Raw genomic sequence first — 12,664 nt, forward strand, 5'->3', positions numbered from 1 at the left:
GGGCGGCTCGGCATTGCGCTCAGAGCCGCCGCCCACTGCCATCGCGGCATTGACCGCCATGATCACCGGCGTTGGCGCAGCGGTTTGCCACGCACCCAGCAAAGCAGGTGTTTTGTCTCGCCCGGGCCGTGTGCCATGGCCTTGGCTCCAAACGGTTTGTGTCCATTCGCGCAATTGGCCGTCTTCGCCCAAACCCGCGTCGATGCGCACCGCCATCGCAGGCGCCAAAGGCGCGTGGCCCAATTCGGCCGACCGGCTCCACTGCACGCGCACCGGCCGCCCGGGCACTTGCCGTGCCAACCAAGCGGCATCCCATGCCACATCGTCTGCGCCGTTGTGGCCATAGCAGCCTGCGCCTTCGACGTGGGTGACCTGCACTTGCGCGTTGGGCATGTCAAACGCCAGTGCCAAGTCGCGCCGCAGGTTGTAAATGCCTTGGGTGTGGCTCCAAACCTGAAGTTGGCCTGCGTCTGGCCAAAGCGCCAACGCGCAGCACAGCCCAATGGAGGCGTGCTGCACAAAAGGCCGTTGAAATTCGGCGCTGACGCGCTTCAGCGCTTGGGCTGCAGGCAACGCGCCTGGGGTGTCCACGATGACCGTGGTCTCCAGCGGCTGCGACTTCAACCAGCCCGGCACGTCATGCGGGTCGGGCACCTCGGCTTGTTGACGCCAAAAACGGCCTTGTGCAACGCCCTCTTGGATCTGGCGGTCAATCACGCCCAAAACATGTTCTGACGCGCTCAGCACGCCAAGCAAGAGGCCGTCGTGCACCACCGCCAGCACGCCTGCGCGCGACAACAACTGCGCGTGCAAATCCAGCAAATCGCGCTCAATCGCCACGGCACCGAGCGTGTCGGGGCGAAACACCCTGCCGTGGCACATGCCGGGCATGACGCGGTCGTGGATGTATTCAAATTCACCAAACACTTTGGCCGCCACGTCGGGCCGGATGGGCGTGTGTGCGGGGTTCAAGGCGCACCGGTCATGTCGGGCATGCACGGCGTTCACATGGACCGGGTCAATAAGCGCATCCCACATGTGCTCAGACACCAGTTCTGCGTAGTGGGCGCTGGTGGCCCCTGCGGTGAAGACCCCGTTCTCGCAGCGCACCGCATCCACGGGCACACCGCAACGCTGTGCCATGGTGTGGCGGCAGGTTTCGCGCCAATGCGCCGCCGCACAGCGCAGTGCTGCACCCGAGTGCTGAACCGACAAGCTGCCCGAGGTCACGGCCTCATCCGGGCTGAACGTGGTGCTGGCGGGCACCATGTCTATTTGCTCGGGGTGCAGTCGCAATTCTTCGGCCACGATCAAGCGCAGCGCGTGCGAAATGCCTTGTCCCAAATCGACCTTGCCCGAAAAGGCCTGCACTTGCCCATCGGCTCGCAAAGCCAGCCATTGGCGCAGCAAGGGTTGGGCTTTGAGGGATACCGGGCTCATGGCGTGGCCATCTGCGCCGCAGCTTTTTCAAGGGCATGCACTACCCTGTTGTGCGCGCCGCAACGGCACAGGTGCTTGTCCAGCACCTGCACAATTTCTGCCCGGGTGGGCTGGGGCTGGCGGTGCAGCAGCGCAGCTGCCGACATCAGGATGCCACTGGTACAAAAGCCGCACTGCATGGCTTGCGCTTCAATGAAGGCGGTTTGCAAGGCATGCGGTTTGGCGCGTGTGCCCAAGCCCTCTAAGGTGGTCACCGACTTGCCCGCAACGGACCACAGCGGCGTTTCACAAGACGCCACGGCTTGGCCATCCACGATCACGCGGCAAGCGCCGCATTCGCCCTGCGTACAGCCCATGCGGGTGGCCTTGAGCTGCAAGTGGTTGCGCAACACATCCAGCAAGCTTTGCTCGGGCGCGGCCTGCACCGACACGCCCTGCCCATTCAGATCGAATGCAAACGACGCCGTCATGTCCGCATCAGTTGGGTTTGATGCCCGATGCCTTGACGATGTTGCCCCACTTGGCAATGTCGGCCAAGAGGTATTTCTCGAAGTCGGCCACACCCATCGACAAAGGCACGGCACCTTGTTTGGCCCAAGTGGCTTTGACTTCGGGGTCGTTCACGATCTTGGTCATTTCGGCGTTGAGCTTGCTGACCACATCGGCCGGGGTGCCCTTGGGTGACATCAAACCCAACCAGATGGTGGCTTCGTATTTGGGCACGGTCTCGGCCACAGTGGGCAGTTCTTTCAAGTTGGCCGAACGGGCCAAGCCTGTGCCACCCAAAGCGCGCACTTTGCCATTGCGTGCAAATTCAGCCATGGTGGTTTCGGCATCGAACATCACATCGACTTGACCGCCCACGATGTCGGTGCGAGCACCCGAGCTGCCTTTGTAGGGGACGTGTGTCATGTCCACGCCAGCCATGTATTTGAAGAGTTCACCGGCCATGTGGTAAGGCGTGCCGTTGCCGGAAGAGGCGAAGTTCAGCTTGCCGGGTTGGGCTTTGGCCATGGCCACCAATTCACCGACGGACTTGACCGGCACCGAGGGGTGCACCACCAACAGCAAGTTGGAGTAGTTGATCGGGGCGACGCCGACAAAATCTTTCATCAAGCCAAAAGGCTTGTTGGGGATCAAGGACTCGTTGACGGTTTGGGTGTTCGACATCAACAGCAAGGTGTAACCGTCGGCGGGCGACTTGGCCGCAAAGTCGGTGCCAATGATCGAACCAGCACCAGGCTTGTTGTCCACCACAAACGACTGTTTGAACGAATCACCCAAACGCTGTGCAATGAAACGGGCATAGTTGTCAGCAGGCCCGCCTGCAGCAAAAGGCACCACGATTTTGACCGCGCGATTGGGGTAGTTTTGGGCCTGCGCCAGGCCTGAGGTCATGGCCAAAGTCAGGGCGGCGAGCTTCAGGGTTTGAGGAAAGTTGATCATGGTTTGTCTCCGGTGGATTGAGGGGGTGAGCAGTGTGCAAGGCGTGGACCGCTGGCGGGTCAATCGACCTTGCCGATGCGGGTGACCAAGGCGCTCATTTCTTTGGCATCGGTCTGAACAAAGCGCTCAAACTCGGGCGCGTCTTGGTACATGAAAGACGTGCCTGCCGCGGTCAACGCGCCCACGGCGCGGGCATCTTGAGCGGCAAATTTGGCGGCTTGGCGCAATTGGTCAATCACCGCAGTTGGGGTGTCGGCGGGCACAAACAAACCCGCCCACTGTGAATACTGGATCGGCACCCCCAACTCTTTCAAGCTGGGCACGCTGGGCATGCTGGCCAAGCGGCCGTCACCCCAATGCGCCAGGGCACGCAAACGGCCCGATGCGATGTGCTGCCGCACGCTGGCAGGGCCAGTCGACAAGGCTTCGATTTGGCCTCCAAGCAAAGACAAGACGGCCGGGCCAGCACCGGTGTAGGGCACATGCAACATGAAGGTCGACGTGACGGCTTTCAGTTGCTCCATGGGCACATGCATGGTGCCGTAATTGCCAGACGAACCAAAGCTGATGCGACCGGGGTTGGCTTTCGCGTAGGCGATGAATTCAGCGTAAGTTTTCCAGGGGCTGTCGGCACGCACCACCAGCACCGTGGGGTCGGCCGTGAAGCGGGCCACCGGTTTGAGCTGGTGCATCTCGTACATGGGCGGGCGTTGCAAAATTTTGGCGGCTTCGGGCAGCACCACCAATGACGACAAGGCCATCAACAAGGTGTAGCCATCGCCTTTGGATTTGGCCACTTGCGCCATGCCAATGCCGCCACCTGCACCGCCCTTGTTTTCAACGACGATGCTTTGCTTGAGGTGACGCGACATGGCCTCGGCCACCGGACGCCCCACGGTGTCGGCCACGCCGCCCGGTGGGAAGGGCACCACCATCGTGACGGGCTTGGTCGGATAGGCCTGGGCCATGGCGGTGGGCGCGACACTGGTCAAGTTCAGGGCCAGGGCCAGGCTGAGAACGGCACTGATGCGTGCTCTTGGGTTCATGCGGAGTCTCCTTGTGGTGAGGGGCGCAGGGCCAAAGCCCTGCTGGCGGGACGGGGAAGTAAATGAAACGCGGGGCTTAAACGAAACGGTTTTCGATGTGGCCCACACCATCGATTTCAACGCGGATCACATCACCCTTGGCGATGTAGCGGGGCGGATTCAGGCCCATGCCCACGCCGGCCGGTGTGCCGGTGGCGATGATGTCGCCAGGGTAGAGCGTGATGCCGCGTGAGATGGTTTCGATCAAGGTGGGGATGTCGAAAATCATGTTCTCGGTCGGGCCGTCTTGGCGCAACTCACCATTGACCCAGCAGCGCACGCGGGTCTGCCGACCGTCGATTTCGTCGGCCGTCACGATCCATGGGCCCATGGGGCAAAAGGTGTCAAACGACTTGCCCATGTCCCATTGCTGATGGCGCATCTGCACGTCGCGGGCGGTCACGTCGTTGACCACGGTGTAGCCAAACACATGCTTCATGGCGTCGGCTTGGCTGATGTTTTTGCCGCCTTGGCCGATGATCACGGCCAGCTCGGCCTCGTAATCGATTTGGTCGGACACCTCTGCGCCCGGCAGCTGCACATCGTCGGTCGGGCCGACCACGCACTCGGGCACTTTGGTGAACACAATGGGCCAAGCCTTGGTGTCGGTGTTGCTGTCTTTGAAGACCGAAGCCTGCAGCTCTTTGGCATGCGCATGGTAGTTGCGGCCCACGCACCACACGTTGCGGCGCGGCACAGGCAGGGGCGATTCGAGCTTGACCTCGGACACGGCCAGTGCTGCACCGCTGGCGGCGGGCAGCGACAGCCCGGCGACCAAGGCTTCAATGAGGGGCTGTGCGCCACGCTGGGCTTGCGCCTCACTCAATGCAAAGGGCGTGACTTGCAGGCCGTCGGCCGAGACCTGGCCAACTTGGCGTTTTCCGTTGTGAACAAATGTGGCGATGCGCAAAATTCTTCTCCTGAGGCGGGCGGCAAGCTGGCGCTTGCCAGTGAAAAATGGGTTGAAACACAACCAATTTAAACCATCATACGGATTAAGAAAGGCCGGTCAAGACGCGTACAGGACAATCAGCATGAGGGTTTTCACGGGTAAAGGCTGAACTTTTCAGTGGGTTTGAGGACGAGGCCAACATTGGTATGATTTGGTTTTTGACCCCCCGCCAACCACCGTGGACACTTCCTACCTCTTTCGCGCCACCTTGCTTGACCAGTTGCACAGCGGCCAGTGGCAGGTCGGTGAACGACTGCCCACCGAGCGCGAGTTTGGCGAGCAGTACCACATCAGCCGCAGCACGGTGCGCAAGGTGTTGGCCGACATGAAGGCGCAAGGCCTGATCGCGCAAACCGTGGGCAGCGGCACGTACGTCACCGACAAAGTGTTGGCGAGCCGAAGCACCAAAAAGGCAGCCCCATTGGCCACTTCGGAGGCCGCTTGGCACACCAGCCCCGCCGAACTCATGGACGCACGCATGGCCTTGGAGCCCGCCATCATCGAGATGGTGATTGGCAATGCGACCACCGCCGATTTTGACCAAATGGACAACTGCTGCACGCGTGCCGAAGCGGCCACCAGCGTGGAAGAGTTCGAAGTGTGGGACGGCATGTTCCACGAAATCATTGCGCGTGCTGCGCACAACGGATTTGTGGCGCGGCTGTTCAAACTCATGAACCAAGCCCGCGCCCAAGGCGAATGGGGCATGCTCAAAAAACGCAGCCTCACGCCCGAGCGTCGCTTGGCCTACCAGGCGGAACACCGCGCCCTGTTGAACGCCATCAAGGCCAGAGACCCGGTTCAGGCCAAAGCGCTCGCCACCGAGCACTTGGTGCATGTGCGGCGCAATTTGCTCAATTACTGAACGGCCCGTTTGGGCTTTGGTCCGCCATCGGTGGGGCGCGTGCCCGTGAATGGGTGGCTCAGCGGCTGGCCTTGTCCAGCGCTTGGTCGATGTCCCACAGGATGTCGTCCAGATTTTCCAGCCCCACCGAAATGCGCACCATGTCGGGCGGCACGCCCGCGGCCAGTTGCTGGGCGTCGTCGAGCTGGCGATGCGTGGTGCTGGCCGGGTGGCTGATCAGGGTGCGCGTGTCGCCGATGTTGACCAGGTGGCTCATGAACTGGGCCGATTCGATGAAGGTCACGCCCTGCGCCAAGCCGCCTTTCACCCCAAACGCCAACAGGCCCGAGGCCCCGCGCATCTGGCACTGCATCAGGGCGTGTTGCGGATGGTCGGGCAGGCCGGGGTAATTGACCCAGGCCACACGCGGGTCGGCCTGCAAAAACTTGGCCACGCCTAAAGCGTTGTCGCAGTGCTTTTGCATGCGCAGCGGCAGTGTTTCAACGCCCTGCAAAATTTGCCAGGCGCTCATGGGGCTGAGTGCCGCGCCGAATACGCGCAGGCTTTCCATGCGGCAGCGCATGGTGAAGCCAAAGTCGCCAAAGGTCTCGTAAAACTTCACGCCGTGGTAGCCCTGCGAGGGCTCGGTCATGCCCGGGAACTTGCCGTTGTCCCAAGGGAATTTGCCGCCTTCGACCACCACGCCGCCCAAGGTGGTGCCGTGGCCCGCCAGGTATTTGGTCGCCGAATGCACCACGATGTCGGCCCCCAATGCGAGTGGGTTGCACAGCAGCGGGCTGGGCACGGTGTTGTCGATGATGAGGGGCACGCCGTGGGCATGGGCCACCTCGGCCACGGCGGCGATGTCCAGCACCACCATGCTCGGGTTGCCCAAGCTCTCGGCGTACACCGCCCGGGTGTTGGGGCGCATGGCTGCGGCAAAGGCCTCGGGTTTTGTGGCGTCTACAAAGCTGGTCTCGATGCCGAACTTGGCCAGGCTCACGGCCAGCAGCGTGACCGAGCCGCCGTACAAAGCCCCGGCAGCGACCACATGGTCGCCCGACTGCAAGATGGTCATGAGCGCCATGGTTTCGGCCGCCATGCCCGAGGCACTGGCCACCGCAGCACGCCCGCCTTCGAGCGCGGCCACACGCTCTTCGAGCACCGCCACCGTGGGGTTGCTCAGGCGCGAATACACATTGCCAAAGGTCTGCAGGTTGAACAGCGACGCTGCGTGCTCGGCGCTGTCGAACACAAAGCTGCTGGTTTGGTAAATGGGCAAGGCGCGTGCGCCGGTCGCCGCGTCGGGAATTTGCCCGGCGTGGATGGCCAGGGTCTCGGGGTGAAATTGGCGGTCGGTCATGGTTTTCGGTATGAGAAGTTGGCTTGAATTTGCAGGAGTCCACCCCCGTGGGCGATGGCTGGCCTCACACCAGCCGCCTCGCCGAGACGATGCCGGTGTTCACCCCCACCCAGTTCAGGCCGCCAAACAGCCGGGCGTGTTCAATTTTGACGCAGCGGTTGCTCACCGAATCCATCCCGGCTTGGCGTGCCAAGGCATCGGCCTCGGGGTTGGCCACACCCAGTTGCTGCCACAGGCACTTTGCGCCGATCTGCAGCGTCTGCTCGGCGATCGGCAACACATCTTCGCTGCGGCGAAATACATCGACCATGTCCACTGGAAATGGGATGTCGCCCAGGCTGGCGTAACAGGCCTCGCCCAAGATCTCTTGGCCCGCATAACGCGGGTTGACTGGCACGATCTTGAAACCGTGCGACTGCATGTACTTGGCCGCGAAATAGCTGGGTCGGTGCCAGTCGGCCGACAGGCCCACCACTGCCACGGTGCGGCAACTTTTGAGGATGCGCCGCAGCGCGTGCAAATCGTTGTTCATCTCATCCTTTCAGATCTCGGGCCACCGCCCTGGTGTGGCGCGTGGCTTGGCTTGTCAGTAACGCGCCTGCCCGCTGCGCTGCATGTGTTGCGAGGCCCAAGTGGCGCACAGCGACAAAACACCGCACACCGCCATCACGCCCAAATAATGCCCGCTCCAGTCAAACACCGCGCCGGCCAGCACAGGCCCGAGCAAATTGCCCAAAGCGGCCCCGCTGTAGAGCGTGCCCACCACACTCGCCACCGATTTGCCGCCAAAGTAGTCCATGCAAATGGCGGGCAAGAGCGACACGATGCTGCCATAACTCAGGCCAAACCACAGCGCAAAAATCACCAACAAAAACGGCCCACCCGCCGCACCCCACAGCACATAAGAAGCGCCCATGGACAGCTGCAGCAGCACCAGCGTTTGCGCCCGCCCCAGCCGGTCGGCCATTAGGCCAATCGCAAAGCGTCCCACCAAACTGCCCACGCCGATCAGCCCCACCAAGCCCACGGCAAACGCTTCGCCCAAGCCCAAATCGCGGGCTGAGGCCGACACATGCGCAAACGGTATGAACATCACGGGCGAAGCCAGCACCGTGGCCAGGTACAGCCAGCGAAAGGTCGGGCTGCGCAAGGTTTCGCGCAAAGTCAGGCCCAAAGCCGAGCCGCCCGCGCCTTGGGATGGGGCAGCCGGTGCGCGCCGCAGCAAAGCCGCCGCCAGCAAACCCAATACCAAAACGCTCAGCGCCAAAACTTGCATCGCCTCGCGCCAAGGCATGGGGCCAATGGCCATGGCCACCAACACCGGCACCAGCAAAGTGCCCGCCCCCACGCCCGAACTGGCGATGCCCCCGGCCAAACCCCGGCGGGTGGTGAACCAGGGCTGCACACTGGCAATCGACGGGGTGTAGACCAAGGCGATGCCCAGGCCCACCAACAAGCCGTAGCTCACATACACCGCCAGCAAAGACGTGGCCCAGCTGGTGGCCAGCAAACCCGATGCGATCAGCGCCATGCCGACCGAACACACGATGCGCGGCCCGAACCGGTCGGCCAACATGCCGCCGCCCGCGCCCAGCACAAAATAGACAAAGCCCGAGAGGCCAAAAATCCAGGACACATCGGCCCGCTGTGCCGCAAACTCGGTCGCAAACGATTCAAAAAAAGCAGCGAACGAATACGACACGCCAAAGATCAGTGCCAGACAAACAAAGGTGGCCCAAACCACCACCCAAGCGTAGGGGGTTTCTTTCATGCGCTCTCCGGGGTCAAGTGGCGAAAGATGAGTCAATCAGGCATTGTGCGCTGGAAACCCTGGCGCGCCACGCAGATGCGCGACCCGGCCATGCCATGTGGCCAGGCGGCAACTGGCGCAGCGGCGCAGCCGATGCTGGGCTTATCGGCTGTAAGCCAGGCCCAGCGCCACGCCGCCAAACAAATCGCCTTCCACCAGCGGCACGCCCACAAACTCGGCCTGCAAGGCGGTCTGAAAAGTGCTAAGCGCAGACGAGCCCCCCGTCAGGTAAATCGCGTCCAGCGACGCATCGGTCAGTCCGGCGCGTTGCACGCATTCGCGTGCGCAGGCCACGGTGCGCACCAACAAGTCGTGCAAGTGCGCCTGCATGTCGGACACGCCCAAGCGGGCCTGCAAATCGCGTTCGATCAACGACAGCGCAATGCCCGTGTCGGCCCGGCTCACCGAGCAGCGGATCTTGGCCTGCTCCACCTCGTGCGCCATCAGGTGGCCGTGGCGCTCGGTCAGCACGCGCATCAGGCGCTCGTGCAGACGCGGGTCGCTGTAATTGCTGCGCAGCGTTTTGGCGTGAGCGATGGCTTTGGGTTGGTATTGCCAGTGGATCAGGTGCCAAGTGGCCAAGTCAAAAAACACGCGGCTGGGCACTTCGCGCTGCTCGGGACCGATGTGTTTGTAGCCCAGCAGCGGCATGACTTGCGCGAGGTTCAGTTGACGGTCGTAGTCGGTGCCGCCAATGTGCACACCCGTGGTCGCCAAAATGTCGGCGCTGCGATCGGCTTGTGGTCTGCGGTCTGGCCCCAGACGCACCACGGTGAAGTCCGACGTGCCGCCCCCCAAGTCCACAACCAGCACGGTGCTTTCTTTCGTCAGGCGTTGTTCGTAGTCCAGCGCAGCGGCGATCGGCTCCAGCTGAAACGACACCTCGTCAAACCCCACGGCCTGCACAGCTTGGCGCAGCGAGGCCTCGGCCTGGGCATCGCGCGCCGGGTCTTCGTCCACAAAGTGAACCGGGCGGCCCATCACCACGCGCCGCGGGGCTGTGCCCAGGCTCTGCGTGGCGCGCTCGCGCAGGGTGGCCAAAAAGGTGCCGATGATGTCCTGGAAACTGATCTGCTGGTGCCCGATTTGCGTGGTCTCCAGCAGCAAAGGGCTGCCCAGCAGGCTTTTGAGTGAGCGCATCAAACGCCCCTCGGTGCCCTCCAAATAATGCCCAATGGCGTCCCGCCCAAAGTGCGTGCTGCTGTCTTCGGCGTTGAAGAACACAGAAGTGGGCATGGCCAGCGCCTCGCCTTCCAGCGCGATCAGGCGAGCGCCGCCCGCTGCGCCAAGCCAAGCCATGGCCGAATTGGAGGTGCCGAAATCGATGCCAAGCGTGCCGGAGGAAGAGAGGGTCATGGGGAAAGGTGTCGAAAGGCCAGGACAGGCCCTGCGTGGAAGGACCGAGGATTCTGCCACCGACTGCCCCCTCAAATCGGGGAGAATCGCCCTTGTTCCTTATTTTTCCCACGCACATCCCATGACCGAAGCCCAAACCCCCGACACCTCCGCCGCTGCCCACCCTGAGCTGCCCGACCGCCTGTCCATCGACGCCCGCAGCCCGCACCATGTGCGCGCCGTGTTTGAGCACGACATTGGCATCCGCTTCAATGGCAAAGACCGCAACGACGTCGAGGAATACTGCATCAGCGAAGGCTGGGTGCGTGTGCCCGCAGGCAAAACGCTGGACCGCAAAGGCCAGCCCCTGCTGATCAAAATTAAAGGCCAGGTCGAGGCCTTTTACCGCTGAGTCTGCGCATGAACGCCCCCGCACGAACACTCCCGCTCGCAGGCCTGCGTGTCGTCGAGTTCACCCACATGGTCATGGGCCCCACCTGCGGCATGGTGCTGGCCGACATGGGGGCCGAAGTCATCAAGGTCGAACCCATCGAGGGCGACCGCACACGGCATCTGCTCGGCTCAGGGGCGGGGTTCTTCCCCATGTTCAACCGCAACAAAAAAAGCATCCAGATCAACCTGCAAAGCCCCGAAGGGGCTGCCGTGGCGCGCCGCCTGTGCGCCACGGCCGACGTGGTGGCCGAGAACTTCAAGCCCGGCTCTATGGCCAAGTACGGGCTGGACTACGCCAGCTTGTCGGCCAGCAACCCCAAGCTCATTTACGCCAGCCTCAAAGGCTTTTTGCCTGGGCCTTATGACCACCGCACCGCGCTCGACGAAGTGGTGCAAATGATGGGGGGCTTGGCCTACATGACGGGCCGCCCCGGCGACCCCTTGCGCGCCGGCACCAGCGTGAACGACATCATGGGCGGCATGTTTGGCGCGATTGGCGTGCTGGGCGCACTCATCCAGCGCGGCATCACTGGGTGCGGGCAAGAAATCCAATCGGCCCTGTTCGAGAACAACGTCTTTTTGGTGGGCCAGCACATGCTGCAGTACGCCATCACCGGCCAAGCGGCCGAACCCATGCCCAACCGCATCTCGGCTTGGGCGGTGTACGACGTGTTCACCGTTAAAAACGGCGAGCAAATTTTCTTGGCCGCCGTGAGCGACGCGCAATGGGCCGTGTTTTGTGATGTGCTGGGCTTTGCCGACCTGAAAGCCGACCCGCGTTACTTTGACAACAACGCCCGCGTCTCGTTGCGCGCCGAGCTGATCCCGGAGTTGCGCCGCCGCCTGCAAGCCTTCAGCGCCGCTGAGCTGACCCGCATTTTTGAAGCCTCCGGCCTGCCCTTTGCGCCCATCGTCAAACCCGAAGAACTGTTTGATGACCCGCATTTGATCGCCACCGGCGGCTTGGCCGATGTGCGCCTGAGCGACGGCCCCAAAGCGGGCCAAACCGCTCGCGCTGCGCTGTTCCCCTTCACCATGGACGGCCAGCGCCTGGGCGTGCGCCTTCAGCCGCCTCAGCAAGGTGAAAACACCGACGAGTTGTTGTTGGGTTTAGGTTTGGATTTGGATGAGATTGCACAATTGAAGGCCAGCAAGGCAGTGGCCTGATCCATTCATACCAAGCCAAGCTTGACTTGGCTGGCGTTGATGATGCTTCAGAGGATCATGGCCTTGCCTTTTTGTTTTACCTTTTGCAATTGGTTTTTTCTGCCAACTTGATCAGATTCTCTTTGCGTTCGCGTGCTGCGTTGATGGCTTGTTCAGTATTGGAATAAGTTCCCAAAAGGGCTGGCCAGAAGAGAATTGCAGCGGCAATGTTTGTACCGGTGACTGTCCGCTCTTTTCGCGCTTCACGCTCAAAGCGTTCGGCTTCGGTTATTTCAGTCTTGATCTGTTCGCACGACAGCGACGAGTCACCCGCTTTGCGGGTTTCCACAACAGTGGGCGATGCGCAGCCTGCCAAAGCGATGACAAACAAAAGGGCGGTGATTTTTTTCATGGTTTTGTATGAGTTGGGTGTTAAATTTAACCACTTATATTAACATTTTGTAGCTTAAAACTGAGCGTTGATTATCACAAATCAGTGTCTTGAGTCCGCCAAACTTGACACACTTGGCCTAAGTGGCCACTATCACCCCATGTCCATCCAGGTATTGATTTTCGGCATCCACCTCGCCCGCAGCACGCGGGGCAAGCCCTGCGCGCCGCCGCAGGCTTGAAACTTTTCTTGTAGGTCAGGCCTTCAGGTCCGACGTGTTTTCGGTCCACCACCGACATGTCGGTGGCCAAAGCCACCGACCTACAAATCCCCCCTTGTTTCGTTTGTCCGATTTCATTCGGGCCATGCTCATCCTGCAGCGTGGTCCCGTTCACTGCT

General features: G+C 61.8%; 13 protein-coding genes. 3 read left to right on the top strand and 10 right to left on the bottom strand.

The window, feature by feature from the left end; genetic code table 11:
• The 5 genes from Q0341_RS02410 to Q0341_RS02430 all read right to left on the bottom strand — a co-directional run.
• A partial coding sequence (locus Q0341_RS02410; RefSeq protein ID WP_299510301.1) for a molybdopterin cofactor-binding domain-containing protein occupies positions 1 to 1,440 on the bottom strand: 1,440 nt, incomplete at its 3' end.
• Entirely contained in the window at positions 1,437 to 1,910 is a 474-nt protein-coding gene (locus Q0341_RS02415) for a (2Fe-2S)-binding protein (protein WP_299510302.1), read from the bottom strand. The genes Q0341_RS02415 and Q0341_RS02410, both read right to left, overlap by 4 nt.
• Before the next feature lie 7 nt (positions 1,911 to 1,917).
• Positions 1,918 to 2,886, bottom strand: a complete 969-nt coding sequence (locus Q0341_RS02420) for a tripartite tricarboxylate transporter substrate binding protein (RefSeq protein WP_299510303.1) — start codon at positions 2,884 to 2,886, stop codon at positions 1,918 to 1,920.
• A 59-nt stretch (positions 2,887 to 2,945) separates the two neighbouring features.
• Positions 2,946 to 3,932, bottom strand: coding sequence for a tripartite tricarboxylate transporter substrate binding protein (locus tag Q0341_RS02425; protein WP_299510304.1), 987 nt, complete (start codon positions 3,930 to 3,932; stop codon positions 2,946 to 2,948).
• Between the two features lie 76 nt (positions 3,933 to 4,008).
• Positions 4,009 to 4,881, bottom strand: coding sequence for a fumarylacetoacetate hydrolase family protein (locus tag Q0341_RS02430; protein WP_299510305.1), 873 nt, complete (start codon positions 4,879 to 4,881; stop codon positions 4,009 to 4,011).
• Positions 4,882 to 5,101: 220 nt separating this feature from the next.
• On the opposite strand from Q0341_RS02430, the gene Q0341_RS02435 reads away from it, so the two are divergent.
• On the top strand, positions 5,102 to 5,788 hold the full coding sequence (locus Q0341_RS02435; RefSeq protein ID WP_299510306.1) for an FCD domain-containing protein: 687 nt from the start codon (positions 5,102 to 5,104) through the stop codon (positions 5,786 to 5,788).
• Positions 5,789 to 5,846: 58 nt separating this feature from the next.
• Here Q0341_RS02435 and Q0341_RS02440 read toward each other — a convergent pair whose 3' ends face one another.
• The 4 genes from Q0341_RS02440 to Q0341_RS02455 all read right to left on the bottom strand — a co-directional run bounded on the left by Q0341_RS02440 (position 5,847) and on the right by Q0341_RS02455 (position 10,296).
• Complete coding sequence (locus tag Q0341_RS02440; RefSeq protein WP_299510307.1) at positions 5,847 to 7,130, bottom strand: O-acetylhomoserine aminocarboxypropyltransferase/cysteine synthase family protein; 1,284 nt, start codon at positions 7,128 to 7,130, stop codon at positions 5,847 to 5,849.
• A gap of 64 nt (positions 7,131 to 7,194) precedes the next feature.
• The gene (locus Q0341_RS02445) at positions 7,195 to 7,662 is read right to left on the bottom strand and encodes a CoA-binding protein (protein WP_299510308.1); all 468 of its coding nucleotides are present in this window, start codon (positions 7,660 to 7,662) and stop codon (positions 7,195 to 7,197) included.
• 54 nt (positions 7,663 to 7,716) lie between these two features.
• Positions 7,717 to 8,901, bottom strand: a complete 1,185-nt coding sequence (locus tag Q0341_RS02450) for an MFS transporter (RefSeq protein ID WP_299510309.1) — start codon at positions 8,899 to 8,901, stop codon at positions 7,717 to 7,719.
• Positions 8,902 to 9,042: 141 nt separating this feature from the next.
• Entirely contained in the window at positions 9,043 to 10,296 is a 1,254-nt protein-coding gene (locus Q0341_RS02455; RefSeq protein ID WP_299510311.1) for an Hsp70 family protein, read from the bottom strand.
• A 121-nt stretch (positions 10,297 to 10,417) separates the two neighbouring features.
• Here Q0341_RS02455 and Q0341_RS02460 point away from each other — a divergent pair, with 121 nt between their 5' ends.
• Together Q0341_RS02460 and Q0341_RS02465 are read left to right on the top strand one after the other, a co-directional pair.
• Entirely contained in the window at positions 10,418 to 10,687 is a 270-nt protein-coding gene (locus Q0341_RS02460; RefSeq protein ID WP_299510312.1) for a DUF3297 family protein, read from the top strand.
• Positions 10,688 to 10,695: 8 nt separating this feature from the next.
• Positions 10,696 to 11,895 (top strand): CoA transferase, encoded by a 1,200-nt coding sequence (locus tag Q0341_RS02465; RefSeq protein ID WP_299510313.1) that lies wholly within the window; start codon positions 10,696 to 10,698, stop codon positions 11,893 to 11,895.
• 76 nt (positions 11,896 to 11,971) lie between these two features.
• On the opposite strand, the gene Q0341_RS02470 is transcribed toward Q0341_RS02465, so the two are convergent.
• Entirely contained in the window at positions 11,972 to 12,286 is a 315-nt protein-coding gene (locus tag Q0341_RS02470) for a hypothetical protein (RefSeq protein ID WP_299510314.1), read from the bottom strand.
• Between the last annotated feature and the right edge of the window lie 378 nt (positions 12,287 to 12,664).

The sequence above is a fragment of the uncultured Limnohabitans sp. genome (assembly GCF_937889215.1).
In the GTDB taxonomy this organism is placed as follows: Bacteria; Pseudomonadota; Gammaproteobacteria; order Burkholderiales; family Burkholderiaceae_C; genus Limnohabitans_A.

Excerpts from the sequence above, each read along its gene's own strand:
- Q0341_RS02415 (WP_299510302.1), bottom strand. The coding sequence starts at position 1,910 with ATGACGGCGTCGTTTGCATTCGATCTGAATGGGCAGGGCGTGTCGGTG.
- Q0341_RS02420 (WP_299510303.1), bottom strand. The coding sequence starts at position 2,886 with ATGATCAACTTTCCTCAAACCCTGAAGCTCGCCGCCCTGACTTTGGCC.
- Q0341_RS02425 (WP_299510304.1), bottom strand. The coding sequence starts at position 3,932 with ATGAACCCAAGAGCACGCATCAGTGCCGTTCTCAGCCTGGCCCTGGCC.
- Q0341_RS02440 (WP_299510307.1), bottom strand. The coding sequence starts at position 7,130 with ATGACCGACCGCCAATTTCACCCCGAGACCCTGGCCATCCACGCCGGG.
- Q0341_RS02445 (WP_299510308.1), bottom strand. The coding sequence starts at position 7,662 with ATGAACAACGATTTGCACGCGCTGCGGCGCATCCTCAAAAGTTGCCGC.
- Q0341_RS02450 (WP_299510309.1), bottom strand. The coding sequence starts at position 8,901 with ATGAAAGAAACCCCCTACGCTTGGGTGGTGGTTTGGGCCACCTTTGTT.
- Q0341_RS02455 (WP_299510311.1), bottom strand. The coding sequence starts at position 10,296 with ATGACCCTCTCTTCCTCCGGCACGCTTGGCATCGATTTCGGCACCTCC.
- Q0341_RS02460 (WP_299510312.1), top strand. The coding sequence starts at position 10,418 with ATGACCGAAGCCCAAACCCCCGACACCTCCGCCGCTGCCCACCCTGAG.
- Q0341_RS02465 (WP_299510313.1), top strand. The coding sequence starts at position 10,696 with ATGAACGCCCCCGCACGAACACTCCCGCTCGCAGGCCTGCGTGTCGTC.
- Q0341_RS02470 (WP_299510314.1), bottom strand. The coding sequence starts at position 12,286 with ATGAAAAAAATCACCGCCCTTTTGTTTGTCATCGCTTTGGCAGGCTGC.